The sequence below is a fragment of the Streptomyces sp. NPDC085524 genome, assembly GCF_044541755.1.
In the GTDB taxonomy this organism is placed as follows: domain Bacteria; phylum Actinomycetota; class Actinomycetes; order Streptomycetales; family Streptomycetaceae; genus Streptomyces.
In genome coordinates, this window is the sequence record NZ_JBITTH010000031.1 from 83033 (window position 1) to 106139 (window position 23107).

At 72.4% G+C, this 23107-nt stretch carries 23 protein-coding genes; 10 read left to right on the top strand and 13 right to left on the bottom strand.

Translation table 11 applies throughout. The annotated features are described in order from the left end of the window. The first annotated feature begins 127 nt into the window (after positions 1-127). The 3 genes from ACIGFK_RS35235 to ACIGFK_RS35245 all read left to right on the top strand — a co-directional run bounded on the left by ACIGFK_RS35235 (position 128) and on the right by ACIGFK_RS35245 (position 4337). A complete protein-coding gene (locus ACIGFK_RS35235; RefSeq protein WP_376662133.1) occupies positions 128-751 on the top strand; it encodes a GntR family transcriptional regulator in 624 nt (207 codons plus the stop codon). A 219-nt stretch (positions 752-970) separates the two neighbouring features. Next, a complete protein-coding gene (gene aceE / locus ACIGFK_RS35240) occupies positions 971-3652 on the top strand; it encodes a pyruvate dehydrogenase (acetyl-transferring), homodimeric type (protein WP_376662131.1) in 2682 nt (893 codons plus the stop codon). A 166-nt stretch (positions 3653-3818) separates the two neighbouring features. Beyond that, positions 3819-4337, top strand: coding sequence for a DUF4240 domain-containing protein (locus ACIGFK_RS35245; RefSeq protein WP_376662132.1), 519 nt, complete (start codon positions 3819-3821; stop codon positions 4335-4337). 48 nt (positions 4338-4385) lie between these two features. On the opposite strand, the gene ACIGFK_RS35250 is transcribed toward ACIGFK_RS35245, so the two are convergent. Beyond that, complete coding sequence (locus ACIGFK_RS35250) at positions 4386-5156, bottom strand: SDR family NAD(P)-dependent oxidoreductase (protein ID WP_386469790.1); 771 nt, start codon at positions 5154-5156, stop codon at positions 4386-4388. 85 nt (positions 5157-5241) lie between these two features. On the opposite strand from ACIGFK_RS35250, the gene ACIGFK_RS35255 reads away from it, so the two are divergent. After that, a complete protein-coding gene (locus tag ACIGFK_RS35255) occupies positions 5242-5901 on the top strand; it encodes a TetR family transcriptional regulator (RefSeq protein ID WP_386469787.1) in 660 nt (219 codons plus the stop codon). Between the two features lie 48 nt (positions 5902-5949). On the opposite strand, the gene ACIGFK_RS35260 is transcribed toward ACIGFK_RS35255, so the two are convergent. Both ACIGFK_RS35260 and glnA read right to left on the bottom strand, forming a co-directional pair. Next, entirely contained in the window at positions 5950-6483 is a 534-nt protein-coding gene (locus ACIGFK_RS35260) for a hypothetical protein (protein WP_400055103.1), read from the bottom strand. 139 nt (positions 6484-6622) lie between these two features. Then, positions 6623-8032, bottom strand: a complete 1410-nt coding sequence (glnA, locus tag ACIGFK_RS35265) for a type I glutamate--ammonia ligase (protein WP_376662427.1) — start codon at positions 8030-8032, stop codon at positions 6623-6625. 183 nt (positions 8033-8215) lie between these two features. Between glnA and ACIGFK_RS35270 the strand changes: the two genes are divergently transcribed. Then, positions 8216-8683, top strand: a complete 468-nt coding sequence (locus ACIGFK_RS35270; protein ID WP_400055104.1) for an RDD family protein — start codon at positions 8216-8218, stop codon at positions 8681-8683. Positions 8684-8785: 102 nt separating this feature from the next. On the opposite strand, the gene ACIGFK_RS35275 is transcribed toward ACIGFK_RS35270, so the two are convergent. The 5 genes from ACIGFK_RS35275 to ACIGFK_RS35295 all read right to left on the bottom strand — a co-directional run bounded on the left by ACIGFK_RS35275 (position 8786) and on the right by ACIGFK_RS35295 (position 12269). Beyond that, positions 8786-9478, bottom strand: a complete 693-nt coding sequence (locus tag ACIGFK_RS35275) for a DUF4191 domain-containing protein (RefSeq protein WP_376661924.1) — start codon at positions 9476-9478, stop codon at positions 8786-8788. Between the two features lie 9 nt (positions 9479-9487). Next, entirely contained in the window at positions 9488-9685 is a 198-nt protein-coding gene (locus ACIGFK_RS35280; protein WP_376661931.1) for a hypothetical protein, read from the bottom strand. 318 nt (positions 9686-10003) lie between these two features. After that, positions 10004-10957 carry a lipoyl synthase gene (gene lipA / locus ACIGFK_RS35285; protein ID WP_376661925.1) on the bottom strand — a complete coding sequence of 318 codons (954 nt, stop codon included), beginning with the start codon at positions 10955-10957 and terminating at the stop codon, positions 10004-10006. Between the two features lie 108 nt (positions 10958-11065). After that, positions 11066-11881 carry a lipoyl(octanoyl) transferase LipB gene (gene lipB / locus ACIGFK_RS35290; RefSeq protein WP_376661926.1) on the bottom strand — a complete coding sequence of 272 codons (816 nt, stop codon included), beginning with the start codon at positions 11879-11881 and terminating at the stop codon, positions 11066-11068. 43 nt (positions 11882-11924) lie between these two features. Beyond that, the gene (locus tag ACIGFK_RS35295; RefSeq protein WP_376661927.1) at positions 11925-12269 is read right to left on the bottom strand and encodes a hypothetical protein; all 345 of its coding nucleotides are present in this window, start codon (positions 12267-12269) and stop codon (positions 11925-11927) included. A gap of 173 nt (positions 12270-12442) precedes the next feature. Here ACIGFK_RS35295 and ACIGFK_RS35300 point away from each other — a divergent pair, with 173 nt between their 5' ends. Next, a complete protein-coding gene (locus tag ACIGFK_RS35300) occupies positions 12443-13882 on the top strand; it encodes a regulator (RefSeq protein ID WP_376661928.1) in 1440 nt (479 codons plus the stop codon). A 52-nt stretch (positions 13883-13934) separates the two neighbouring features. Here ACIGFK_RS35300 and ACIGFK_RS35305 read toward each other — a convergent pair whose 3' ends face one another. From ACIGFK_RS35305 to ACIGFK_RS35315, 3 genes are all read right to left on the bottom strand, one after another. Continuing rightward, a complete protein-coding gene (locus ACIGFK_RS35305) occupies positions 13935-15197 on the bottom strand; it encodes an FAD-dependent oxidoreductase (protein WP_376661929.1) in 1263 nt (420 codons plus the stop codon). Between the two features lie 167 nt (positions 15198-15364). After that, a complete protein-coding gene (locus ACIGFK_RS35310; RefSeq protein ID WP_376661930.1) occupies positions 15365-16252 on the bottom strand; it encodes a TIGR01777 family oxidoreductase in 888 nt (295 codons plus the stop codon). A gap of 317 nt (positions 16253-16569) precedes the next feature. After that, a complete protein-coding gene (locus tag ACIGFK_RS35315) occupies positions 16570-17238 on the bottom strand; it encodes a VIT family protein (protein ID WP_386473580.1) in 669 nt (222 codons plus the stop codon). Positions 17239-17440: 202 nt separating this feature from the next. Between ACIGFK_RS35315 and ACIGFK_RS35320 the strand changes: the two genes are divergently transcribed. Continuing rightward, positions 17441-18529, top strand: coding sequence for a PP2C family protein-serine/threonine phosphatase (locus tag ACIGFK_RS35320; RefSeq protein ID WP_376662165.1), 1089 nt, complete (start codon positions 17441-17443; stop codon positions 18527-18529). Positions 18530-18549: 20 nt separating this feature from the next. Here the strand turns inward: ACIGFK_RS35320 and ACIGFK_RS35325 are convergent, their stop codons facing one another. After that, entirely contained in the window at positions 18550-18801 is a 252-nt protein-coding gene (locus tag ACIGFK_RS35325) for a hypothetical protein (protein WP_376662166.1), read from the bottom strand. A 106-nt stretch (positions 18802-18907) separates the two neighbouring features. Here ACIGFK_RS35325 and ACIGFK_RS35330 point away from each other — a divergent pair, with 106 nt between their 5' ends. After that, the gene (locus ACIGFK_RS35330; RefSeq protein WP_400055107.1) at positions 18908-19279 is read left to right on the top strand and encodes an ArsC/Spx/MgsR family protein; all 372 of its coding nucleotides are present in this window, start codon (positions 18908-18910) and stop codon (positions 19277-19279) included. Here ACIGFK_RS35330 and ACIGFK_RS35335 read toward each other — a convergent pair. Continuing rightward, positions 19265-20116, bottom strand: a complete 852-nt coding sequence (locus ACIGFK_RS35335) for an alpha/beta fold hydrolase (RefSeq protein WP_400055109.1) — start codon at positions 20114-20116, stop codon at positions 19265-19267. The genes ACIGFK_RS35330 and ACIGFK_RS35335 overlap by 15 nt on opposite strands. A 62-nt stretch (positions 20117-20178) precedes the next feature. Here ACIGFK_RS35335 and ACIGFK_RS35340 point away from each other — a divergent pair, with 62 nt between their 5' ends. Beyond that, on the top strand, positions 20179-20649 hold the full coding sequence (locus ACIGFK_RS35340) for a MarR family transcriptional regulator (RefSeq protein ID WP_376662169.1): 471 nt from the start codon (positions 20179-20181) through the stop codon (positions 20647-20649). Then, entirely contained in the window at positions 20646-22025 is a 1380-nt protein-coding gene (locus tag ACIGFK_RS35345; protein ID WP_400055111.1) for a PLP-dependent aminotransferase family protein, read from the top strand. Before ACIGFK_RS35340 ends, ACIGFK_RS35345 begins: the two co-directional genes overlap by 4 nt. Positions 22026-23107 lie beyond the last annotated feature (1082 nt).

Genomic DNA, 23107 nt, shown 5'->3' on the forward strand with positions numbered 1-23107 from the left:
CCGCCTGTAACCAGCCTCACCCGCCGCCTGCCACCTGGAACGCTTCGTGTTCGCGCGCGCCGCCGTATTGTCTACGCATCAGGCCCCGCATGTTCCTGCACACCCCTCAGGAGTTGAAGCCCCGATGATCACCCCACCCGTCGTGCACTCGCTGCGCGAGCAGATCCGCGAGCACATCGTGGAGGGGATCGTCAGCGGGCGCTGGAAGCCCGGCGAGCGGATCGTGGAGCGCCGCATCGCCGTGGAGCTGGAGGTCAGCCAGACCCCGGTGCGCGAGGCCCTGCGCGAGCTGGAGACGCTGCGGCTGATCGAGTCGGCGCCGAACAAGGGCGTGCGCGTACGGAACCTGTCGGCGGCGGACCTGGAGGAGATCTACCCGGTCCGGGCGGGCCTGGAGCAGATCGCCGCCGAGCTGGCGGCGCCCCGGCTGGCGGCCGACTGCTCGGCCCTGGAGCCCCACGTGGCGGCCCTGTGGGAGGCCGACCGCAGCGAGGACGGCACCGCGCAGGTGCGGCACACGGTGGGCTTCCACCGGGAGCTGGTGCGGGCCGCCGGGAACAGCGTGCTGCTGCACACCTGGGAGAGCCTGGGCATCGAGGTGTTCACGGCCCTGTCCATCCGCTGGCTGGGAACCGTCCAGAAGTCCTACGCGGAGGAGCACGAGGCCCTCGTGGAGGCGTTCCGCAATCGGGATCCGGACATCGGCGTGCTCGTGAAGCGGCATGTCCTGGGGTGCGCTCCGCGCGCCTGACCGGCCCGATTGCCCCGATTTGCCCGGCACCGGGTGCCCGATCTCCTGGCACCCGGTGCCGACTTTTGTCCTACGGACGTTTCTTCGTCACTTTTATTTGATCGATCATCGATCAGGGATTTACAGTCGTCGCGGACCTCAACCAGGTCCGCCGACCCTGTCCTGCCCGTCAGGGATTTTTTCACCACCTCTCCATTACCCGGAAGGCGGCGCACAGCGATGTCCGACCCCGTAGGAAAGCTTCCGAGCGAGCTCGACCAGCTCCCGGACCGCGACAGCGAAGAGACCGCCGAATGGGCGGCCTCCCTCGACGCCGTCGCCAAGGCCGCCGGTACGCGCCGGGCCGAATACCTGCTGCGTCGCACCCTCCAGCACGCCGAGGCCGCCGGCCTCGCGCTCCCCAAGCTGCTGGAGACGGACTACGTCAACACCATCCCCACCGCCGCGGAGCCGGAGTTCCCCGGTGACGAGGAGATGGAAGCCAAGATCACCGCGTGGAACCGCTGGAACGCGGCCGCCATGGTGACCCGCGGCTCCAAGTACGGCGTCGGCGGCCACATCGCCACCTTCGCCTCGGCGGCCTGGCTGTACGAGACCGGCTTCCAGCACTTCTTCCGCGGGAAGGAGGCCGACGGATCGGGCGACCAGCTCTACATCCAGGGCCACGCCTCCCCCGGCATCTACGCCCGCGCCTTCCTCGACGGGCGCGTCTCCGAGCAGCAGCTCGACAACTTCCGCCAGGAGTCCGGCGGCAACGGCCTGCCGTCCTACCCGCACCCGCGGCGCCTGCCGTGGCTGTGGGAGTTCCCCACGGTCTCCATGGGCCTCGGCCCGCTCTCCGCGATCTACCAGGCGCGCTTCAACCGCTACCTGCAGAACCGGAACATCAAGGACACCGCGAACTCGCACGTCTGGGCCTTCCTCGGCGACGGCGAGATGGACGAGCCCGAGTCGACCGCCGCCCTGGCCCTCGCCTCCCGCGAGCAGCTCGACAACCTGACCTTCGTCATCAACTGCAACCTGCAGCGCCTCGACGGTCCGGTCCGCGCCAACTTCCGCGTGGTGCAGGAGCTGGAGGCCCAGTTCCGCGGCGCCGGCTGGAACGTCATCAAGACCCTGTGGGGCTCCGCCTGGGACGAGCTGTTCCAGCTCGACACCACGGGCGCCCTGGTACGCCGCCTGCGCGAGGTACCGGACGCGCAGTTCCAGACGTACGCGACCCGCGACGTGGCCTACATCCGCCAGCACTTCTTCGGCGCCAACGCCGAGCTCACCGCCCTCGGCGGCCTGCTCTCCGACGCGAAGATCGCCGAGTGCTTCCACACCTCCCGCGGCGGCCACGAGCCCCGCAAGGTGTACGCCGCGTACAAGGCCGCCCTGGAGCACAAGGGCGCGCCGACGGTCATCCTCGCGCAGACCGTCAAGGGCTACACGCTGGGTGCCGGGTTCGAGTCGAAGAACGCGAACCACCAGATGAAGAAGCTGACGACCGACGAGTTCAAGGACATGCGTGACCTCCTCGGCCTCCCGATCCCGGACAGCGCCTTCGTCGACGGCAAGGTCCCGTACGGCCACCCGGGCGCGAACAGCCCCGAGGTGCAGTACCTGAACGAGCGCCGCGCGGCCCTCGGCGGCCCGGCCCCGGCCCGCAAGGTCCACCACGTGGCCCTGCCGGCTCCGGCCGACCGCTCCTTCGCCCCGCTCCTCAAGGGCTCCGGCAAGCAGGAGATGGCCACCACCATGGCCTTCGTCCGCCTGGTCAAGGACCTGATGCGCGACAAGGAGACCGGCAAGCGCTGGGTCCCGATCGTCCCGGACGAGGCCCGTACCTTCGGTATGGAGTCCCTCTTCCCGTCGGCCGGCATCTACTCGCCGCTGGGCCAGACGTACGAGCCGGTCGACCGCGACCAGCTCATGTACTACAAGGAGGCCAAGGACGGCCAGATCCTCAACGAGGGGATCACCGAGGCCGGCGCCATGGCCGACTTCATCGCCGCCTGCACGTCGTACGCGACGCACGGCGAGCCGATGATCCCGTTCTACATCTTCTACTCGATGTTCGGCTGGCAGCGCACCGCCGACCAGATGTGGCAGCTCGCCGACCAGCTCGGCAAGGGCTTCATCGTCGGCGCCACCGCCGGCCGCACCACCCTGACCGGTGAGGGCCTGCAGCACGCGGACGGCCACTCGCACCTGATCGCGTCCACGAACCCGGCGTCGCTGAACTACGACCCGGCCTTCGCGTACGAGATCGCGGTGATCGTCAAGGACGGTCTGCGCCGGATGTACGGCGAGCAGCCCGAGGACGTCTTCTACTACCTCACCGTCTACAACGAGCCGAAGGTGCAGCCCGCGATGCCCGAGGGCGTCGAGGAAGGCATCGTCAAGGGCCTCTACCGCTTCAACACGGCGGCGGACCTCGAGGCGGCCCCGGCCGCCGACGCCCCGAAGATCCAGCTGATGGCCTCGGGTACGGCGATCCACTGGGTGCTGGAGGCGCAGCAGCTGCTCGCCGCCGAGTGGAACGTCTCCGCCGACGTCTGGTCCGCCACCTCGTGGGGCGAGCTGCGCCGCGAGGCGCTGGAGTGCGACGAGGCGCTGCTGCGCGGCGAGGTGCGCACCCCGTACGTCACCCGCGCGCTGGAAGGCGCCCAGGGCCCGGTCCTCGCGGTGTCCGACTGGATGCGTCAGGTCCCGGACCAGATCAGCCAGTGGGTCGAGCAGGACTACACCTCGCTGGGCACGGACGGCTTCGGCCTCTCCGACACCCGTGAGGGCGCCCGCCGCCACTTCGGTGTCGACGCCCAGTCGATCGTGGTGGCCGCGCTGGCCCAGCTCGCCCGCCGCGGCGAGGTCCCGGCGTCCGCCGTCAAGGAGGCCCGGGAGCGCTACGGCCTCTGAGCCGCACGCACCCGACCGTGAGGCGGTCCGCCCCATTCCGGGGCGGGCCGCCTCGCGGCGTTCACGGGGCCCGGGTCCGGGCGTTCGGCCGAGAAGGTGGGACAACCGGCCTTTGGCCGTATGCGCGGTGGCGGTGCGGGGGCCGACCCGTGATGCTGGGACCGTGATGGACGAGACGGAGTTCTGGGAGATCGTCGACCGTACCCGCGAGGCCGCCGAGGGCGACCCCGAGGAACACGCCGAGCTGCTCGTGGAGCGGCTCGCGCAGCTCGATCCGGACTCCGTCCTGGACTTCGCCCGGCACTTCGAGGCCCGGTACAACCGGGCCTACACCTGGGACCTGTGGGGTGCGGCCTGGGTGCTGCTCGACGGGGCGAGCGACGACGCGTTCGACTACTTCCGCTGCTGGCTGATCGGCCAGGGGCGGGAGGTCTTCGAGGGCGGCGTGCACGATCCGGACCAGCTGGCGGAGCTCCTGGGCGACTTCGACGAGGAGATCGACGGGGACGGCGAGGAGCTCGGGTACGCGGCCGACGAGGCGTACGAGCAGCTGACCGGGGCCGTCGCGCCGGATCTGGGCGTCCCGATGCAGGCGGCAGAGCCGGAGGGCGCCCCGCTGGACTTCGAGAACGAAGCCGTGCTCGCGGAGCGCTTCCCCCGGCTCTGGGACCGTTTCAGGTCGTAGCGGCCGTGACGGCCGCGGCTTTGGTGGCCGTGGCGGCCGGACGGACCGTCAGTAGTGCGTGCCGCCGTCGATGCGGATCTCCGTACCGGTGATGAACGCGCCGTCCTCGGAGCCCAGCATGGCGACGACGCCGGCCACCGTCTGCGGGCCGGCGAAGCCCTGGCCGAGGGCCGGGGCGAGCTTCGCGAAGAGCGACCAGTCGGTGTCCTCGGGCAGGCCGGGGCCGTTGCCGGTGGTCATGCCGCTCTCGATGGAGCCGGGGGCGACGGACACGAACCGCAGGCCCTGCTTGCTGTACTCGGCGGCCAGCGCGTGGGTCATGGACTGGATGCCGCCCTTGCTGGCCGCGTAGGCGGACATGTAGGGGTGCGCGAAGGACGCCGAGGTGGAGCTGAAGTTCACCACGACCGGCTGCTCGCCCGCGAGGAGCGCCGGGAGCGACTCGCGGATCATCAGGAACGTGCCGGTCAGGTTGACCGCGATGACCTTGTTCCAGAAGTCGAGCGTCGTCTGGTGGGTGTGCGCGGAGCGCAGGATGCCCGCCGCGTTGACCAGTACGTCGATGCCGCCGAGGGCGTCGACGGCTGCGGCGACACCCGCCTTGACCGAGGCCTCGTCGGATATGTCGAGGACGGCGGTGGTCAGCCGGTCGGCGTGGCCGTCCGCGGCCGCCTGCTCGGCGGTGGCCTTGAGGCCGGCCTCGTTGACGTCCACGGTGTGGACACGTCCGCCCTCGGAGAGGATGCGGTGGACGGTGGCCCGGCCGATGCCGGAGCCACCGCCGGTGATGAGGACGCGACGTCCTTCGTAACGGTTCATGGAGTGAGCGTACGGCGGGATGACACGCTTTGCCAGGCTGTCAAAGCATGCAATCGCCGCGACGCGCGGGAGGTAGTCTTCACCCGTGAGATCCCCTCGTCCGTACGCTCCCCAGGCCGGCCCCGGAGCCCAGTCGCTGACCGAGCGCCGCAAGGCCGCCACCCAGCTCGACATCGCCCGCGCCGCCTGCGAACTCTTCGCCGAGCGCGGCCCCGACGCCACCACCGCCGAGGACATCGCCCATCATGCGGGCGTGGCGCTGCGCACCTTCTACCGCTACTTCCGCAACAAGCAGGAGGCCGTGGCCCCCCTGCTCGCGGGCGGCGGCGACGCCTGGCGCGCACTCCTCGCGGAGGAGGACCCGGGCACGCCCCTCGCGGAGGCCCTCGAGCGCGCGGTCACCCGGGCGCTGAGCGACCTCCAGGCGATAGAGGAGGGGCTGGAGGTGACCCGCGGCCTGCTGCGCGCGGCCTCCGGCGACCCGGCTCTGCGGGCGGTCTGGTACCGGGTGAACCAGGACTCCGAGGAGCGGCTGGCCCCGGTGATCGCCCGGCTGGCCGGCGACGGGGCCGATGAGATGGGCGTACGCCTGCTCGCCGCGGCGGCCACGGACGCGATCCGCATCGCCCTGGAGCTGTGGTCGGCCACGGACGCCCCGGTCTCGGGCCCCGGCTCCCCCGCCGAACTCGCCGTCCGCTGCCTGCACGACCTGACCGGCGCGATGCCCCTGCTCCACGGAGACTGAGCAGGGGCATCGCGCCGGGTTCGTATGCGGGTTCGAGGTCAGGGCCGCTCAGCGGCCGCCGCCACCCCAGCCGCCTCCGCCGCCACCCCCGCCGCCACCCCCGTCGCCGCCCCCGCCGCCGTTCCAGTTGCCGCCGTCGCCACCGTGGTTCCAGTTGCCGCCGTCGTTCCAGTTGCCGCCGTCGCCACCGTGGTTCCAGTTGCCGCCGTCGTTCCAGTTGCCCCAGTCACCGTCGCCGCCGCGGCCGGAGTTGTTCCAGTTCGCGTCGTCCCAGTTGCCGTTGCGCCAGTTGCCGTCGCGCCATCCGGAGTCGTAGTACCAGTTGCTGTCACGCCAGTAGCCGCGGTCGCCGCCGACTCCGGCGTTGTCCCAGCACCAGCTGGGCCGGTCACGCCAGTCGCGGTTGCAGCACCAGTCCCACCTGGCGTCCGAACGGTGGGAGGGGTAGCGCCAGCAGTCGTAGCCCCCGTCGCCCCCGCCGCCGCCCGTGAGGGCCGACGCCGAGGCGCTGGCCACCGGGAGCACCCCTATGACGATTCCCGCAGCCCCGGCCATGGCTGCCGCAACGATCCTACGGCGCATTTCCATGCACCTCCGAACATGTCGCTCATCGGGCCTTTAAGGTCATTTCCACCCTCGCCCTGCCCGGCCGGGCTGTCAAAGCGGAAAGGCCCCCCGCCGCTCTCCGAAGAGAGCCGCGGGGGGCCTTTCACCAGGCACTTTAGAGGTCGAAGTAGAGCTCGAACTCGTGCGGGTGCGGACGCTGCGCGATCGGGGCGATCTCGTGCGTGCGCTTGTAGTCGATCCAGGTCTCGATCAGGTCCGGGGTGAAGACACCGCCGGCGAGGAGGTACTCGTGGTCCTCCTCCAGCGCCTTGAGGACGTCCTCGAGGCTGGTCGGGACCTGCGGGACGCTCGCGTGCTCGTCGGGCGAGAGCTCGTAGAGGTCCTTGTCGATCGGCTCCATCGGCTCGATCTTGTTCTTGACACCGTCGAGGCCCGCGAGCAGCAGCGCCGAGAAGGCGAGGTACGGGTTGGACGACGGGTCCGGCGCACGGAACTCGACGCGCTTCGCCTTCGGGTTCGAGCCCGTGATCGGGATGCGCATGGCGGCGGAGCGGTTGCGCTGCGAGTACACCATGTTGACCGGAGCCTCGAAGCCCGGCACCAGGCGGTGGTACGAGTTCACCGTCGGGTTGGTGAAGGCCAGCAGCGACGGGGCGTGCTTCAGGATGCCGCCGATGTAGTAGCGCGCGGTGTCCGACAGGCCCGCGTAACCGGCCTCGTCGTAGAACAGCGGCTCGCCGTTCGCCCACAGCGACTGGTGCACGTGCATGCCCGAGCCGTTGTCACCGAAGATCGGCTTCGGCATGAAGGTCGCGGTCTTGCCGTTGCGCCAGGCGACGTTCTTCACGATGTACTTGAAGAGCATCAGGTCGTCGGCCGCGGCGAGCAGCGTGTTGAACTTGTAGTTGATCTCGGCCTGGCCACCGGTGCCGACCTCGTGGTGCTGGCGCTCGACCTGGAGGCCCTGGGCGTCCAGCTCGAGGGAGATCTCGGCGCGCAGGTCCGCGAAGTGGTCGACCGGGGCTACGGGGAAGTAACCACCCTTGTAGCGGACCTTGTAACCACGGTTGTTCTCCTCGGAACCGGTGTTCCAGGCGCCGGCCTCGGAGTCGATGTGGTAGAAGCCCTCGTTCGCGGAGGTCGCGAAGCGCACGCTGTCGAACACGTAGAACTCGGCCTCGGGGCCGAAGAACGCGGTGTCGGCGATGCCGGTGGAGGCGAGGTACGCCTCGGCCTTCTTCGCGATGTTGCGCGGGTCGCGGCTGTAGGCCTCGCCCGTGATCGGGTCGTGGATGAAGAAGTTGACGTTGAGCGTCTTGTCCTTGCGGAACGGGTCGAGACGCGCGGTGGTGATGTCGGCACGCAGAGCCATGTCGGACTCGTGGATGGCCTGGAAGCCGCGGATCGACGAACCGTCGAACGCGAGCTCCTCCGCCGGGTCGAATGCCCGAGCCGGGATGGTGAAGTGCTGCATCACACCAGGCAGGTCGCAGAAGCGGACGTCGACGAACTTGACGTCGTTCTCCTCGATGTACTGCTTCACTTCGTCGGCGTTCTGGAACATCCAACTCCTCCTACTCCCACCCCGGGGCAGGGACGGGTTTATAGCTCGTGGTGCGTCAGTGCGGTGCCGCACGCTGACCCGACCATAAGCAGGCGGGATTTCTCAAGCATGACCCATTTGTTTCGCTCAAGTTAACCAGGGTCCGCTCGGAGTCCCGTGGAGCGCCACCGGTACCGTGGTCGGGTGGACAACAGGCAAGCAATCGGATCCTGGCTCTCCGGCCCCCGCGCGGCCGCCGAGGAGATGGGCGTCGACTTCGGCCATCCGGGCCAGCGGCTCGGACTGCCGCAGGAGGGGCCCGGCTCGGTGGCGCGGTTCGGGCGGAGGCTGGGCGCCGTGACCCTCGACTGGATCGGCTGCCAGGTCATCGCATACGGGCTGATCACGGGCGGCGACCTGACGGCGGCGGGCAACTGGACCCTGGCGCTCTTCGTCGCCCTGAGCATCCTGACGGTCGGCACCGTGGGCTTCACCCCCGGCAAGCGGCTCCTGGGCCTGCGCGTGGTCTCGGAGAACGGCGGCCGCCTCGGTATCGGCCGGGTGGTCCTGCGCACGCTGCTGCTGGCCCTGGTCATCCCCGCACTGATCTGGGACCGCGACGGCCGCGGCCTCCACGACCGCCTGTCCCGCGCGGTCCAGGTGCGGATCTAGGAACGGCGCAGAAACACGGACAGTGCGAAACACAGGGGCGCCCCCCGAGCCGGCCGGCTCGGGGGGCGCCCCTGTGTCGTATACGAAAATCAGGTCAGCTGGTCAGCGCGGTCGCTGGCCCTTCATGCCACGCCCGGGGATCGGCCCCTTCGGCAGCGGCATGTTCGACATCAGGTCGCCCATCGCGCGCAGCTTGTCGTTGACCTCGGTGATCTGGGGGCCGGCCAGGACGCGCGGGAGCTTGAGCAGGGTGGTGCGGACCTTCTTCAGGGGCACCTCGCCCTCGCCCGTGCCCACGATGAAGTCGTGCACCGGCACGTCGGGCATGATGCGGGCCATCTTCTTCTTCTCGTTCGCGAGAAGGAGCTTCACCCGGTTCGGGTTGCCCTCGCCGATCAGCACGACGCCGGCCTTGCCGACGGCCCGGTGGACGATGTCCTGGCTCTTGTTCATCGCGATCGCGGGGGTGGTCGTCCAGCCCCGGCCCACGTTGTCCAGTACGGCCGCGGCCGCTCCCGGCTGGCCTTCCATCTGGCCGAAGGCAGCCGCCTCGGCCCGCCGTCCGAAGACGATCGCCATCGCGAGGAACGCCACCAGGAAGCCCAGGATGCCCAGGTAGACCGGAGCGTCGATCAGGAAGCCGATCGCGAGGAAGACACCGAAGGTGACGATTCCCACGCCCGCGACAATCAGACCGACCTTCGGGTCGGCCTTGCGCGTCATCTTGTACGTCAGGGCGATCTGCTTCAGTCGCCCGGGGTTCGCAGCAGTCTCTGCGTTTGACTTCCTCGCCATACAGCGAGTTTACGTGGCCTGCGGGGTGCGGGTCGCCGCGGCCTCAAGTACGTGTTCGGTTTCGACGCGGTCCTTGGCCCTGCGCCGGTCTTCGAGGACGGCCGTCCAGGCATTGCGGCGGGCGCCGCTCATGAGCAGGGACTCCAGGCCCCGGAAGGCGTCGGACAGGGTCGGAATGGCGATGGCGCGTACGGGCGCGGCCTGCATGATGTCGATCCCTTTCACGGTGCCGGTGTGTGCGGTGCGTGGATCCAGCGTCACTGACTGGTGTTACCAGCGCATGACCGGCTGGTCAATCGTGACGAAAGATTGACGCGGCCCGCCGGACTCTCCCTCGAGAAAAGAGCCTAGGGGCCGCGTCGATGCGGTGTTACCCGTTAGTAAGGGTTTGTGCGCCAGTTCACACGCTTGCGGCGCGCTTCTCTGTTCCTGCGGTCGAACTCCGCCTCGCCACCGCTCCGGCCGCGTGCCCGCCCCCACGCGGCGGAGCCGCACATCGGCAGGAGCCTCGGGCGGACCCGCAACCTACGCTCCGGCTCGGCTGCGCTTCTCCATCGCCTGGGTGTAGAGGCGGCCGGCGCGGTACGAAGAACGCACCAGCGGGCCGGACATCACACCGGAGAAGCCGATCTCCTCGGCCTCCTTCGCCAGCTCGACGAACTCGTCCGGCTTCACCCACCGCTCGACGGGGTGGTGCCGCGGCGAGGGGCGCAGGTACTGGGTGATGGTGATGAGCTCGCAGCCGGCCTCGTGCAGCTCCTTCAGCGCCTCCGAGACCTCCTCGCGCTCCTCGCCCATGCCCAGGATCAGGTTGGACTTGGTGACGAGGCCGTAGGCGCGGGCCTGGCGGATCACGTCGAGCGAGCGCTCGTAGCGGAAGCCGGGACGGATCCGCTTGAAGATGCGCGGCACGGTCTCGACGTTGTGAGCGAAGACCTCGGGGCGGGAGGCGAAGACCTCCTCCAGCAGCTCCGGGACCGCGTTGAAGTCGGGGGCCAGCAGCTCGACCTTGGTGTGGCCGGCCTCGCGGCCCGCCGTCTGCTGGTGGATCTGGCGCACGGTCTCCGCGTACAGCCAGGCGCCGCCGTCGGCCAGGTCGTCGCGCGCGACGCCCGTGATGGTGGCGTAGTTCAGGTCCATGGTGACCACGGACTCGCCGACACGACGCGGCTCGTCCCGGTCCAGGGCCTCGGGCTTGCCCGTGTCGATCTGGCAGAAGTCACAGCGCCGGGTGCACTGGTCGCCGCCGATGAGGAAGGTGGCCTCGCGGTCCTCCCAGCATTCGTAGATGTTCGGACAGCCGGCCTCCTGGCACACCGTGTGCAGTCCCTCGCCCTTCACCAGGGCCTGCATCTTGGTGTACTCGGGGCCCATCTTCGCCCGGGTCTTGATCCACTCGGGCTTGCGCTCGATGGGGGTCTGGCTGTTACGGACCTCCAGGCGCAGCATCTTGCGTCCGTCGGGTGCGACTGCGGACACGACCGGCTCCCTGTGACTTCGATTCTTCGGCGCCCACCAGGGTACGCCCGTAATTCGTACGCTCTTACGTCCGGCCAACCTGCGGGGGACCGGGCGCATTCCCCCCGGCTAGCCGCCGACGGCCGGCTCTATCTCGCGGGGCTTCAGTTCCGCGTGCTCCAGTACGTCCTTCAGGTGACGCTCGACGACCGGAAGCACGTCGGCGATGGTGACCTCACGGCCCAGTTCGTACGAGAGCGAGGTCACACCGGCGTCGCGGATCCCGCAGGGGATGATCCGGTCGAACCAGGTGGCGTCCGGGTTCACGTTGAGGGAGAACCCGTGCATCGTGACGCCCTTGGCGACGCGGATGCCGATGGCGGCGAGCTTGCGGTCCTCGCGGCGCTGGCCGGCGTTGGACGGGGCGTACTCGGGCCCGTGGAGCCGGGCGTCGAACTCGTCGTCGCCGGTGCGCGGGTCGACGGCGGGTGCGGCGAGGTCGAGGGTGAGGCCGCCGAGCTTCGGGCGGTCCTCGATCGGGTCGCCCAGCACCCAGACCCCGGAGCGGCCCTCGATGCGGGTGGTCTCCAGGCCGAATTCGGCGGCGGTGCGGATCAGGGCCTCTTCGAGGCGGCGTACGTGTGCGACCACGTCCACCGGACGGGGCAGCTTCATGATCGGGTAGCCCACCAGCTGGCCCGGACCGTGCCAGGTGATCTTGCCGCCGCGGTCGACGTCGATGACGGGGGTGCCGTCGAGCGGGCGCTCGCTGGGGTCGGTGCGCCGGCCGGCCGTGTAGACCGGCTCGTGCTCCAGCAGCAGGCAGGTGTCGCCGATCTCGTCCGCGAAGCGCGCCGCGTGGACCCGGCGCTGTTCTTCCCAGGCCTCGGTGTACTCGACGGACTCCGGCCCGAAGCCCAGATGGACAAACCCAAGCTCAGCCACCGCAGCGCCTCCTCGTTGAACCTGCTGTGTGCACCTATCGCACTCAGCAAGGGTACGGCGGCCCCGCGGTCGGCTCGGCGGGGGTCTGCGGCGGCGTCTGCGGGAGGGTCTGCGGCGGGGCTTCCAGCGGGGGCCACGGCAGCTGTTTCGGCCTGCGCCGGCCCTTCGGCGGGCGGTCCGGGTCCTCGTCCGCGCGGGGCAGCCGCCGGTGGCCCTCGGAGTGGTCGTTGACCCAGCCGCACACCCCGCACGCGTAGCGGCCGTCGAGCCCCGCGATGTAGGTGCCGCAGCGCCTGCACTCGGCCTCGGTCAACTCGGGCGGAGGCAGCGGAGCGGTGGATTCGGGTCGCTCCTCGGGGAGCTGCGCCCGGTGGGGCCGGCGGGTCATGGGCCGCAGCCTATGGGGCTGGAGGGGGTCGGTCCGTAAAGAGCCCTACCCATTCTGCACACGATCGGATGAATGTAGGGCAGAGAGGGCGGTGTGAGCGGAGTTCGCCGCTACATTCACGCCGTTCACAGGGCCGGGACTCCGGTCCGTCACGTCAGGAGACCGTGGAGCCGATGACGGAACGACCTGCCCAGCGTGTCCCCAACCGGCAGCTCGCGGCGCTGATCGCAGAAGCCGGGTTCTCCAACGCCGGGCTCGCCCGCCGCGTCGACCAGCTCGGCCTGGAGCACGGTCTCGATCTGCGGTACGACAAGACGTCCGTGACCCGCTGGCTGCGCGGGCAGCAGCCGCGCGGGACCACCCCGGCGCTGATCGCCGAGGTCTTCACCCGGCGCCTGGGGCGGCGGCTGTCCGCGCAGGACCTGGGACTGGACGCCTGCGCTCCCGTGTACGCGGGGCTGGAGTTCGCGGCCACCCCCGAGGAGGCGGTGGACATCGCGAGCGGGCTGTGGCGCAAGGACTCCGGCTCGCACGCCGAACTCCGGAAGATCGCCTTCACGCCGGCCGGGCTGGTCGTGCCGAGCCGGGACTGGCTGATCGGGCGGGCCGACGAGCGGGTGGCGCGCGGCGCGGAGACGGCGGCGGCCCGCGTGCCGGTGCAGGGCCGGGCCTCGGTGCCCCGGCAGCGGCAGATCGACCGGGGGCCCGGGCAGCGGGTGACGAGCGGGGACATCGCCGCGCTGAGATCGGTGAGCGAGCTGTTCCGCACCCTGGACCACGCCTACGGCGGCGGGCACGCCCGGCAGGCGCTGGTGCGCTACCTGGAGCACGAGGCGGAGCCGATGCTCCGCGGGACCTACGGGGAGACCACCGGGCGCCGGCTGTTCGCGGCCGCCGCCGACCTGACCCGGCTGGCGGGCTGGACCTCGTACGACATCGCCGCGCACGGGCTCGCCCAGCGCTACTTCGTGCAGGCGCTGCGGCTCGCGCAGGCCGCGGGCGACCGGCCGTACGGGGCGTACGTGCTGGTCACCATGAGCCGGCAGGCGGTCTATCTGGGCCACGGCCGGGAGGCGGTGCAGCTGGCCCGCGTGGCCCAGCAGGGCGTCGGCTCGGGCCCGCCGCCGGTGGTGCAGGCGCTGCTGCACTCGGTGGAGGCCCGGGGGCACGCGGTGCTCGGCGAGGTGCGGGCGTCGACGGCCTCGCTGGTGCGGGCGGAGCGGGCGCTGGGCGCGGCCCGGCCGGGGGACGACGTGCCGCACTGGGCCCGGGACTACGACGAGGCACAGCTCGCGGACGAGTTCGGGCACTGCCACCGGGACCTGCAGCAGTACCGGGCCTCGGCGCAGCACGCGGAGCGGTCGCTGCAGCTGCGGGCGGCGGGGTACGCGCGCTCGCGGCTGTTCTGCCGGGTGGTGCTCGCGACGGCCCGGCTGGGGCTGGGCGAGCTGGACCAGGCGTGCGCGCTGGGCGCGGAGGCGGCGCAGCAGGCGATGGAGATGCGGTCGGTGCGGGCGGTGGAGTACGTACGGGACTTCGAGCGGCGGCTGGAGCCGTACCGGGACGCGTCCGCGGTCCGGACGTACCGGGACCGGGTGGCCGCGCTGTCGTGACACGGTGCGGGCCCGGCCCCCGGGCGGGGGCCGGGCCCTGGCCGAGTGGTTCTCAGGCCGCCACCGGGAGTGCGGGCGGGGCCTGGTTCGCCGGGAGCGGGATGCCGAAGTCACGCAGGACGGCGGTGCCGGCGCGGCGGGCCGAGCGCAGGGCGCCCTGGACGGTGTTGGTGTCCCGGTGGTCGCCGCACACGTACAGCCCGGCGAGGACCCGCACCGGGCGCCGCGGGTCGCGCGGCGGGGGCATGGCGGGGACGGCCTCCGGGGTGTGGTGGACGGCCAGGAGCTCCCAGTCGCGGGTGGCGCAGTCGTAGAGCCTGGCGAGGCGCGAGGCGACCGTACGGGTGGGTGGCGGCGGGCCGAGCACGGTGGTGGTGACCAGGCTCCGGCCGGCCGGGGCGCGCGTCGGGTCGACCGCGCTCATCACGGCGGTGTGGGAGACGGGCCACTTGGGGTCCCCGTCCAGGAGCAGCGAGCCGTCCCAGGGCAGGGGTGCGGCGGTGGCGTGGTGCAGGACGGTGACCTCGTGGAATCCGGGCACGCGCAGGCCGGGCAGGAGCTCGGCGGCGGCGCGGGCGCCGGTGGCGAGGAGGACGGAGCGGCAGGTGAAGTCGCCGTGTTCCTCGGTGGTGACCAGGTTCGTGGCGACCGAGCGGACCCGGACCCCGGTGCGGACGGTGCCGGGCGGCAGCGCGTCGGCGAGCAGGTCGGGCAGGGCGGCCGCGCCGCCTTCGGGTACGGCGAGGCGGCCGCGGGCGAAGGTGCGCAGGGCGAGGTCGGCGACCCGGCTGGAGGTGGTGAGTTCCGGGTCCCGGAGCAGGGTGGCGAGCAGGGGCCGGAGCACTCCGTTGACGGTGCGCGGCGGCAGGCCGCGGGAGCGCAGGGCGGCGAGCGCGGTGCGTTCGGGACGGGCGAGCAGCTTCTCCTCGGGCAGGGCGGCGAGCCGGCCGAGGGCCGCGCTGAGCCGGGCCTGGTCGAGCGAGCCGCTGGCCAGGGCGCGGGCGGGGGTGAGGGCCCCGGCCCGCAGCTGCTTCCCGTCGGTGTGGACCAGTACCCCGGGCGCGAAGGGGCGCAGGGTCAGGGCCTCCAGGCCGGGGGTGCGTTCGAGTTCCGTGTACGAGGTGTTGAGCAACTGGCCGACCCGGTCGAGCCGGAAGCCGTCGGCGGAGACCGTGGCCATCCGGCCGCCGGGGTCGTCGGCGGCCTCCAGGACGGTGACGGTGACCCCCGCTGCGATCAGGTGGTGCGCGGCCGCGAGTCCTGAGACTCCGGCTCCTACGATGACTACGTCTGCGTGGTTCGAGCTGCTGAGCACGTGCCCCTCCCCGAGGTCGGCGCGGCTGTGTGGGGATCCTCCTTCCCCCAACCGGCTCCAGGGGAACCCCAGTTAGCCGTGCTATTACGGTCGGTTCCGGTCGCACGGCGGTCGCATCCGGGTCACAAGCGGTCGCACACGGTCGCACGTGCCGTGGAGCAGGGCGTTCAGAGGGCGGCGCGGATGGCGTCCTCGATGCCGGGGTCCCGGAACGCGAACCCGGACTCCAACAGCCGCTTGGGGCGCACCCGCTGACTGCCGAGCACGTCCGAGGAGAACTCCCCCAGCGCGATGCGCAGCGCCACGGCCGGCACCGGCAGCACTGCGGGCCTGCGCAGGACCCGGGCCATGGCCGCGGTGACCTCGCGGTTGGTCAGCGGCTCGGGCGCGGTGAGGTTGACGGGGCCCTCGAGGGAGGGGGTGTCGATAATGTGGCGCAGGGCCGCGACCTCGTCCCGGAGGGAGATGTACGACCAGTACTGGCGGCCGTCGCCGAGCCGGCCGCCGACGCCCGCGCGGAAGAGGGGGAACATCCGCCCCCAGGCCCCGCCCTCACCGGCGACGACCAGGCCGGTACGGGCGAACGCGGTCCGGATGCCGGCCTTCCGGGCGGGTGCGGCGGCGGCCTCCCAGTCCACGCAGACCGAGGACAGGAACCCCGTCCCGGCGGGGGAGTCCTCGTCGACGGGGCGGTCGCCGGTGTCGCCGTAGTACCCGACGGCGGTCCCCACGACGAACACCTGCGGCGGCTCGTCGAGCGCGGCCACGGCCCGGGCGAGGGCGGCGGTGCCGAGGACCCGGCTGTCGCGGATCTCCTTCTTGTACGCGGCCGTCCACCGGTGGTCGCCGACCCCGGCCCCGGCCAGGCCGACGACGGCCCCGCACCCGGCGAGCGCGTCGGGGTCCACGTGGCCGCGTGCCGGATCCCACCGCGCCTCGTCGGCTGCGGCGGGCTCGCGGCGCACGAAGCGGACCACCTCGTGCCCGTCCTCCCTGAGGGACCGAACGAGGGCACTGCCGATGAGGCCGGTCGAACCGGTGACTGCGATACGCATGCGGCCATCTTCCCGTTCCCCCGGGCCCACGGGGCGCACCCCGCGCAACCCGCCTGCGCCGGACCCCCGCGGGCACACCTCTGCGGCCGGCCGCCCCGGACCCCGCGGGGCTCGCCTGCGCGGCCCGGTACGCCGGGCCCTGGGGCTCCGCCCCGGACCCCGCTCCCCAAACGCCGGAGGGGCTGGTTTCGGCCGGGGCCACCGGCAACATCCAGCCTCGCCGGCGTTTGAGGCGCGGGGTCCGGGGCGGAGCCCCGATCTTTGAGCCGCACCGGCAGCGTCCAGCCCCGCCGACGGGGGCCGGGGCGGAGCCCCGGTCAGGTGGTGGTGCCCAGCCAGGTGCCCACCGCGTAGGTGACGGCCATCGCCAGCGCCCCGCCGCCGACATTGCGGACGACCGCACGCAGCGTCGGCGCCCCGCCCAGCCGTGCGCTCAGCACCCCGCACAGCGTGAGCGCCACCAGCACCGACACCACCGTCACCGGGACCCGCGCGGACGGCCCCGGCAGCAGGATCGCCAGCAGCGGCAGCAGCGCCCCCACCGTGAAGGCGATCAGGCTGGCGAACGCCGCGTGCCACGGGTTGGCCAGTTCGTCGGGGTTGATCCCGAGCTCCACCCGGGCGTGCGCCCGCAGCGCGTCCCGTTCCGTGAGCTGCTCGGCCGCCTCCCGCGCCACGTCCCGGCTCAGCCCCCTCGCGGCCAGCAGGCCGGCGAGCTCCTCCAGCTCCGCCTCCGGCTCCTCCGCGAGCTCCCGTCGCTCCATGTCGAGCGCGGCCCGTTCGGAGTCCCGCTGCGAGCTGACGGAGACGTACTCCCCCGCCGCCATCGACAGCGAGCCCGCCAGCAGTCCGGCGACGCCCGCCGCGAGGATCGCCGAGCGCGAGGTGGTGGCCCCGGCCACGCCGACCACCAGGCCGGCGGTGGAGATGATCCCGTCGTTGGCGCCGAGCACCCCCGCGCGCAGCCAGTTCAGCCGGGTGCTCATCTCCCCGCTCGTCGAGCCGCCGCCCGAGCCGTGCGCCTCGATGTGCGCCCGCGTCGGGGTCTTCCCGGAGCTCCCGGCGCCACCGGTAATCCCGGAGCCTTCGTTTGCCGTCACGCCACCACTGTCGCGGCAGCCGCCCCGGCGGGCCACCCGGCGTGCGGTCCGGGGTGCGCGGGCCCGGCCCCCGTACCAGGGTGGAGGAGTGAGACGCGTACGCGAGGATCCCGGCTGGCTGCGCGGCGAGCAGCCGCCACGCTGGGCCATGCTCGCGCCCGTGGTGGCCCTGGTGGTGCTGGTGCTCGCCCAGCGGCTCACCCCGGGCGACGTGGAGCTCGGCTTCTTCCTGGCCGGCCTGCCCCCGGTGGCCGCCTTCGCGTACGGCCCGGCCGGGACCGCCGTCTTCGCGGGCATCGTGCTCGTGCTGCTCGGCGCGCCCAGCCTGGTCACCGCGCACCCCCAGGGCACGGACCTGGCCACGGTGGCCGCCGTGGGGCTGCTCAGCGTGGTGATCTCCTGGGTGCGGCGGCGCCGGGACGCGCAGCTGGTCAGTGTCCGGACGGTGGCGGAGGCGGCCCAGATGGCCGTCCTCCCGCCCGTGCCGCAGCGGGTCGGCGGGGTGGGCTGCTACGGCCTCTACCGGGCGGCGCAGCGCGGCACCCTGGTCGGCGGCGACCTCTACGACGTACGGGCCGGTCCTTTCGGGGTACGGGCGCTGATCGGGGACGTGCAGGGCCACGGGCTGGCGGCGGTCGGCACGGTGGCGGCGCTGCTCGGGGCCTTCCGTGAGGCGGTGCTCGACGACAAGGAGCTGGCCGCGGTCGCGGCGCGGCTGGACCGGCGGCTGCTGGCGGACGCGGCGGCGGACTCCTCCGCGGAAGCCCCGGAGCTGTTCGCGACGGCCGTGCTGCTGGAGTTCCCGCCGGGGCTGGACCTCGTACGGGTCGTGTCGTGCGGGCATCCGCCCGTCCTGCGGCTGCGCGGGGCGGAAGTCGCGGAGGTGGAGGTGGAGCCCGGTCCGCCCCTGGGCCTGGGGCTCGCGGGGCCGGACCCGCCGACGGTGTCGGAGCTGCCGGTGCGGCCCGGGGACCGGCTGCTGCTGCACACCGACGGTGTGACGGAGGCCCGCGACAGGGCGGGCCGCTTCTACCCGCTGGCCGCGCGGGTCCCCGTACTGGCGAGGGACCCGGACGGCCTGGTCGAGGCCGTCTGGCGGGACCTGTCGGCCTTCACGGACGGCGGTCCCCCCGACGACGTGGCCCTGCTGCTCCTGTCGCTCGACGACCCCGCGTGACAGGAGCAGCAGTCACCGGCTCACGCAGCCTGGATGAACGCGCGCACCATCTTGCAGGTGACGTTGGACGGCCGGTGGATCCCCGTCCGGACGGCCATCGTCCGGATCTTCCGGTTGGTGGCGCGACGGGCGTCGTACGTCCCCGAGTCGAGCAGGGATATCGCCAGCCGCATCGCCTTCAGACGGCGGTTGTGGCTCTCGTACCACTCGCGGGGCAGGCCCGCCGGCAGCGGCTTCTTCTTGACGCTCTGAATGGTCATGGCAGTGGCCATCTACAGCCTCCCAAACGGTAGTTGGCTTCCTGTCGTTCTCCCTGAATTTTACCGGCGACCACTGACAAAAGCCCTGGCCGGGCAGGCCCTGGATAGGGTGGGCGGCATGGAGATCTGGATCAATCCCGCCTGTTCCAAGTGCCGCAGCGCACTGACCCTGCTGGATGCGGAGGGCGCCGACTACACCGTGCGCCGCTACCTGGAGGACGTGCCCTCCGAGGACGAGATCCGCGAGGTGCTCGGCCGCCTCGGGCTGGAGCCGTGGGACATCACGCGCACCTCGGACCCCCTGGCCAAGGAGACCGGCGTACGGGAACTGCCGCGCGAGGAGACCGAGGAGGCGCGGGCCCGCTGGATCGCGCACCTGGCCGCGCACCCGAAGCTGATCCAGCGGCCGATCATCACCGCCGAGGACGGCTCGGCCGTGGTGGCCCGCTCCGAGGAAGCGGTCCGCGACGCGCTCTCACGCAAGGGCTAGGGCGATCTCCCCGGCCGCCGTCAGCGGCAGCGCATGGTGCGAGACCCCCGGCAGTACGTCGACCCGCGCGCCCGGCAGCGCCCTGCGCGCGGCCCGGGCCGCGCGGGCGGCGTCGTGGCAGCGGGCGCGTCCGGCGAAGAGCACGCGGACCGGCAGTTCCCCCAGCCCGCCGAGGTCCGGACGCGGCCCGGTGACGGGCCGTACGGCGGGAAAGCCGGCGGTCTCGTCCTGGAGCCGCAGCCAGTCCTCGTCCAGCACGGCCCCGCCGGTCTCCCAGGCGAGGAACGAACGGATCCGCCGCGGGGTGGGCCGCACCAGCACGGGCAGCGCGCGCAGCACGTAGCCGGCGCGGAGCCCGGTGAACACCTGGGTCGGGTCGAGCAGTACGAGACGGCCGAGCCCGCCGGCCCGTACCGCCGCGTAGTGGGCGGCGATCCAGGCCCCGTACGAGTGCCCGGCCAGGGTCACCGGACCACCCGCACCGCCCGGACCAACCGGACCGCCCGGACCGAGCCCGCCGAGCACGCCGAGCACGGCATCGAGCCAGCCGACCAGGTCCCCGACGTCCCGGACCGCCCGCCCCGACGCCGGAACGCTGAGCCCGGGTTCCCCCACCAGGTCCACGGCGTGCACCCGGTACCCGTGGACGAGCCCGGCGGCGCAGGCGCCCCACACCGTGGACGTGGCCCCGCCGCCCGGGAGCAGCACCAGCGGCGGGGCGCCGGCGGGACCGCAGCTGTTGACGCGGGTGACCCCGTACGGGGTGGGCAGATCGACACCCTCGACCGGCCCGGGCCACCGGCCCAGCACCTCTTCGTACGCATTCCGGAAAGACACGACCGCCCCGATCCCTCGCTGGCCGATAATCTCGCTCAACGAGAGATCCTACCGGAGGCACCATGAACACCGACCGGCAATCCGACCCCGACAACCTGCAACTGGTTCACCTCCTGCGCGCGGTGACCGTCGAGTTCGGCCTGCGCCAGACGGAGTTCGCCGCCCGCAACGGGATGCATCCGACGGACGTGCGCGCCCTGATCTGCCTGCTGGACGCGGCCCGCGCGCAGGAACCGGCCACAGCGGGGCTGCTCGGCGCCCGGCTGGGGCTCAACTCGGCGGGCACCACCGCCCTGATCGACCGGCTGGAGCGGCTCGGCCACGTCGCGCGGATCCGCGACGAACGCGACCGGCGGCGGGTCCTGCTGCGCGTGGAGCCCGGGGCGATCCGCCTGGGCCGGGAGTTCTTCGGCCCCCTCATCGACGGGGTGCTGGAGGTCCTGGACTCCCTCGACACCGCCGAACGGGACACCGTCCGCCGCTTCCTGACTGCCACCCACACCGTCTTCACCACCCGGGAGCCGGGCGCATGACATCCCGCGGCGCCGACCTGCACCTCGAACTCCCCTCCGGCGGCGCCCGCCGGACCGCCCTCGCCCAGGCCCTGCGGGAGGCCGTGCGCAGCGGGCGGCTGGCCGGCGGCACACGGCTGCCGCCGTACCGGACGCTGGCCGCCGACCTGGGCCTCGCCCGCAACGCAGTGGCCGACGCCTACGCCGAACTGGTCGCCGAGGGCTGGTTCACCGCCCGCCAGGGCTCCGGCACCCGCGTCGCCGAAACCGCCGCGACCACCCCCGCCCGACGGGCCGCTCCCGACCCCTCCCCCTCCACCCCCCGCCACGACCTCCTCCAGGGCAAACCCGACCCCGCCTCGTTCCCCCGCAGCGCCTGGGCCGCGAGCGCCCGGCGGGCCCTCACCGCGGCACCCACCGAAGCCTTCGGCCCGGGCGACCCGCAGGGCCGCCCCGAGCTGCGCCGCGCCCTGGCGGACCACCTCGCCCGGGCCCGCGGCGTCCGCACCGGCCCCGCCAACATCGTCATCTGCTCCGGGTTCGCGAACGGCCTGCGCCTCCTGGCGTCCGTCCGCCCCCGGGACTGGGCCGTGGAGGCGTACGGACTCCCCTTCCACCACCGCATCCTCGATACCGCCGGGGTCCGCGCCCACCCGCTCCCCATCGACGAGGACGGCGCCCGCACCACCGAACTCCCCGCCCGGGCCCGTACGTTGCTGCTCACCCCGGCGCACCAGTTCCCGACGGGCGGCCACCTGCTGCCCGCCCGCCGCGCCGCCGCCGTGGAATGGGCCCGCAGCACCGGCGGCGTCATCGTCGAGGACGACTACGACGGCGAGTTCCGCTACGACCGCAAGCCGGTCGGCGCCGTCCAGGGCCTGGCCCCCGAGCACGTCGTCTACGCGGGCTCGCTCAGCAAGAGCCTCTCCCCCGCGATCCGCCTGGGCTGGCTGGCCCTCCCGGACCACCTGCTCGACGAGGTCCTGGCGGCCAAGGGCCAACGGGAGTCCTGGGCGAGCGCACTGGACCAGCTGGCGCTGGCCGACTTCATCGAATGCGGCGCGTACGACCGCCACGTCCGCCGCATGCGCAAGCGCTACCGGCAACGCCGCGACCAACTGCTCGCCGCCCTGGCGGCACACGCCCCGCACCTGCGGCCGACGGGCATCGCGGCGGGCCTCCACGCCGTGGTCGAACTCCCCCCGGGCCGCGAGGCCCCCACCCTGGCGGCAGCCCACGCGGCGGGCCTCGCCCTCGACGGCCTCTCCTCCTACCACCACCCGTCGGCCCCGGCCCCACCCCGGGAGGGCCTGGTGATCGGCTACGCAGCCCCACCGGACACCGCCTTCACCCGCGCCCTGACCACCCTGACGGAGGTACTCGGGAGCGTTCCGTAGGGGGTACGACCCGAGGGGCGGCTGCCTTCCACCCGCCCCGTTGCCTGCGGGGCGGGTGTGGGGGTGGGGGCGGGGTCCGAGCCGGCCGGAATCAGAGAGGGCTTGGGGCTTTCCCGTCAGTCCCATAGTCCTTCCGTGTCGAAACGGCCTGTCAAGAGCGCTCCTTCGTCGCGTCGCTGCGCGATGTCGCTTCGCTCCACTCTTGACAGGCCGTCCCGCCACGGAAAGACAAGGACTGCCGGGAAACCCCCAAAAGAACGGGCCGGGGGAGACGATGACAAACGGCCATGTCAGCGATGTCCGACCCCGCTCCGGCAGGGGCCGCGCCCGCCCTCGGGCCCTCCCAGGCACCGGCCCGCCTGGGGCTGGTCTCGCCCCAGATCGCTACGCGCTTCTCCGTCTCGGCGTCTGCGGCCCGTCTGGGGCTGGTCATAAGCCGCCATCGATCGCTACGCGCTCCTCGATCATGGCGGCTGGCCCCCGTCCGGGGCTGAGAGACCGCGAAATGGCGCCGATCAGGGGCCCAAAGGGGCGGATCCTCGCCCTGGCCGAGGTGTAGTCGTGTCAGGACGAGACCGTCCCCCCAAACCCACACCCATAACAGTCCAATTAGGGCATAACGTCAGGCGTTTCGATCGCCGACCGGCTCTGACGTGAGTACACCTCGGCATAGCCGCTGTCTGGTCGCTTTTCTCCTCTCAACGGCCGTCGGACGCGGTCATGGAGGAGGAAACCGGGCCCTTGGGCTGCCTATGACCAGCCCCGGACTGCCGTCGGGTGCCGTCATCGAGGAGCGCGTAGCGATCTGGGGCGAGACCAGCCCCGGACGGGCCGCAGACGCCGAGAAATGAGGAGCGCGTAGCGATTTGACGCGCCTGTCGGGGGCCGAGGGTCTTGTGGTCGAGGTGTGGGGGTGGGTGGCCGACTGCCCGGTGCGGATGGTGGCCTGGGAGGGCCCGAGGGGAGGGTGGGGGCCGGAGCAGGGCCGGACATCGCTGAGATGGCCGTTTGTCGTCGTCTCCCCCGGCCCGTTCTTTTGGGGGTTTCCCGGCAGTCCTTGTCTTTCCGGGGCGGGACGGCCT

Excerpts from the sequence above, each read along its gene's own strand:
- ACIGFK_RS35325 (WP_376662166.1), bottom strand. The coding sequence starts at position 18,801 with ATGGCCACTGCCATGACCATTCAGAGCGTCAAGAAGAAGCCGCTGCCG.
- ACIGFK_RS35300 (WP_376661928.1), top strand. The coding sequence starts at position 12,443 with ATGACGGAACGACCTGCCCAGCGTGTCCCCAACCGGCAGCTCGCGGCG.
- ACIGFK_RS35250 (WP_386469790.1), bottom strand. The coding sequence starts at position 5,156 with ATGAACCGTTACGAAGGACGTCGCGTCCTCATCACCGGCGGTGGCTCC.
- ACIGFK_RS35275 (WP_376661924.1), bottom strand. The coding sequence starts at position 9,478 with ATGGCGAGGAAGTCAAACGCAGAGACTGCTGCGAACCCCGGGCGACTG.
- ACIGFK_RS35245 (WP_376662132.1), top strand. The coding sequence starts at position 3,819 with ATGGACGAGACGGAGTTCTGGGAGATCGTCGACCGTACCCGCGAGGCC.
- glnA (WP_376662427.1), bottom strand. The coding sequence starts at position 8,032 with ATGTTCCAGAACGCCGACGAAGTGAAGCAGTACATCGAGGAGAACGAC.
- ACIGFK_RS35310 (WP_376661930.1), bottom strand. The coding sequence starts at position 16,252 with ATGCGTATCGCAGTCACCGGTTCGACCGGCCTCATCGGCAGTGCCCTC.
- ACIGFK_RS35295 (WP_376661927.1), bottom strand. The coding sequence starts at position 12,269 with ATGACCCGCCGGCCCCACCGGGCGCAGCTCCCCGAGGAGCGACCCGAA.
- ACIGFK_RS35280 (WP_376661931.1), bottom strand. The coding sequence starts at position 9,685 with ATGCAGGCCGCGCCCGTACGCGCCATCGCCATTCCGACCCTGTCCGAC.
- ACIGFK_RS35340 (WP_376662169.1), top strand. The coding sequence starts at position 20,179 with ATGAACACCGACCGGCAATCCGACCCCGACAACCTGCAACTGGTTCAC.
- ACIGFK_RS35330 (WP_400055107.1), top strand. The coding sequence starts at position 18,908 with ATGGAGATCTGGATCAATCCCGCCTGTTCCAAGTGCCGCAGCGCACTG.
- ACIGFK_RS35260 (WP_400055103.1), bottom strand. The coding sequence starts at position 6,483 with ATGCGCCGTAGGATCGTTGCGGCAGCCATGGCCGGGGCTGCGGGAATC.
- ACIGFK_RS35315 (WP_386473580.1), bottom strand. The coding sequence starts at position 17,238 with ATGAGCACCCGGCTGAACTGGCTGCGCGCGGGGGTGCTCGGCGCCAAC.
- ACIGFK_RS35345 (WP_400055111.1), top strand. The coding sequence starts at position 20,646 with ATGACATCCCGCGGCGCCGACCTGCACCTCGAACTCCCCTCCGGCGGC.
- aceE (WP_376662131.1), top strand. The coding sequence starts at position 971 with ATGTCCGACCCCGTAGGAAAGCTTCCGAGCGAGCTCGACCAGCTCCCG.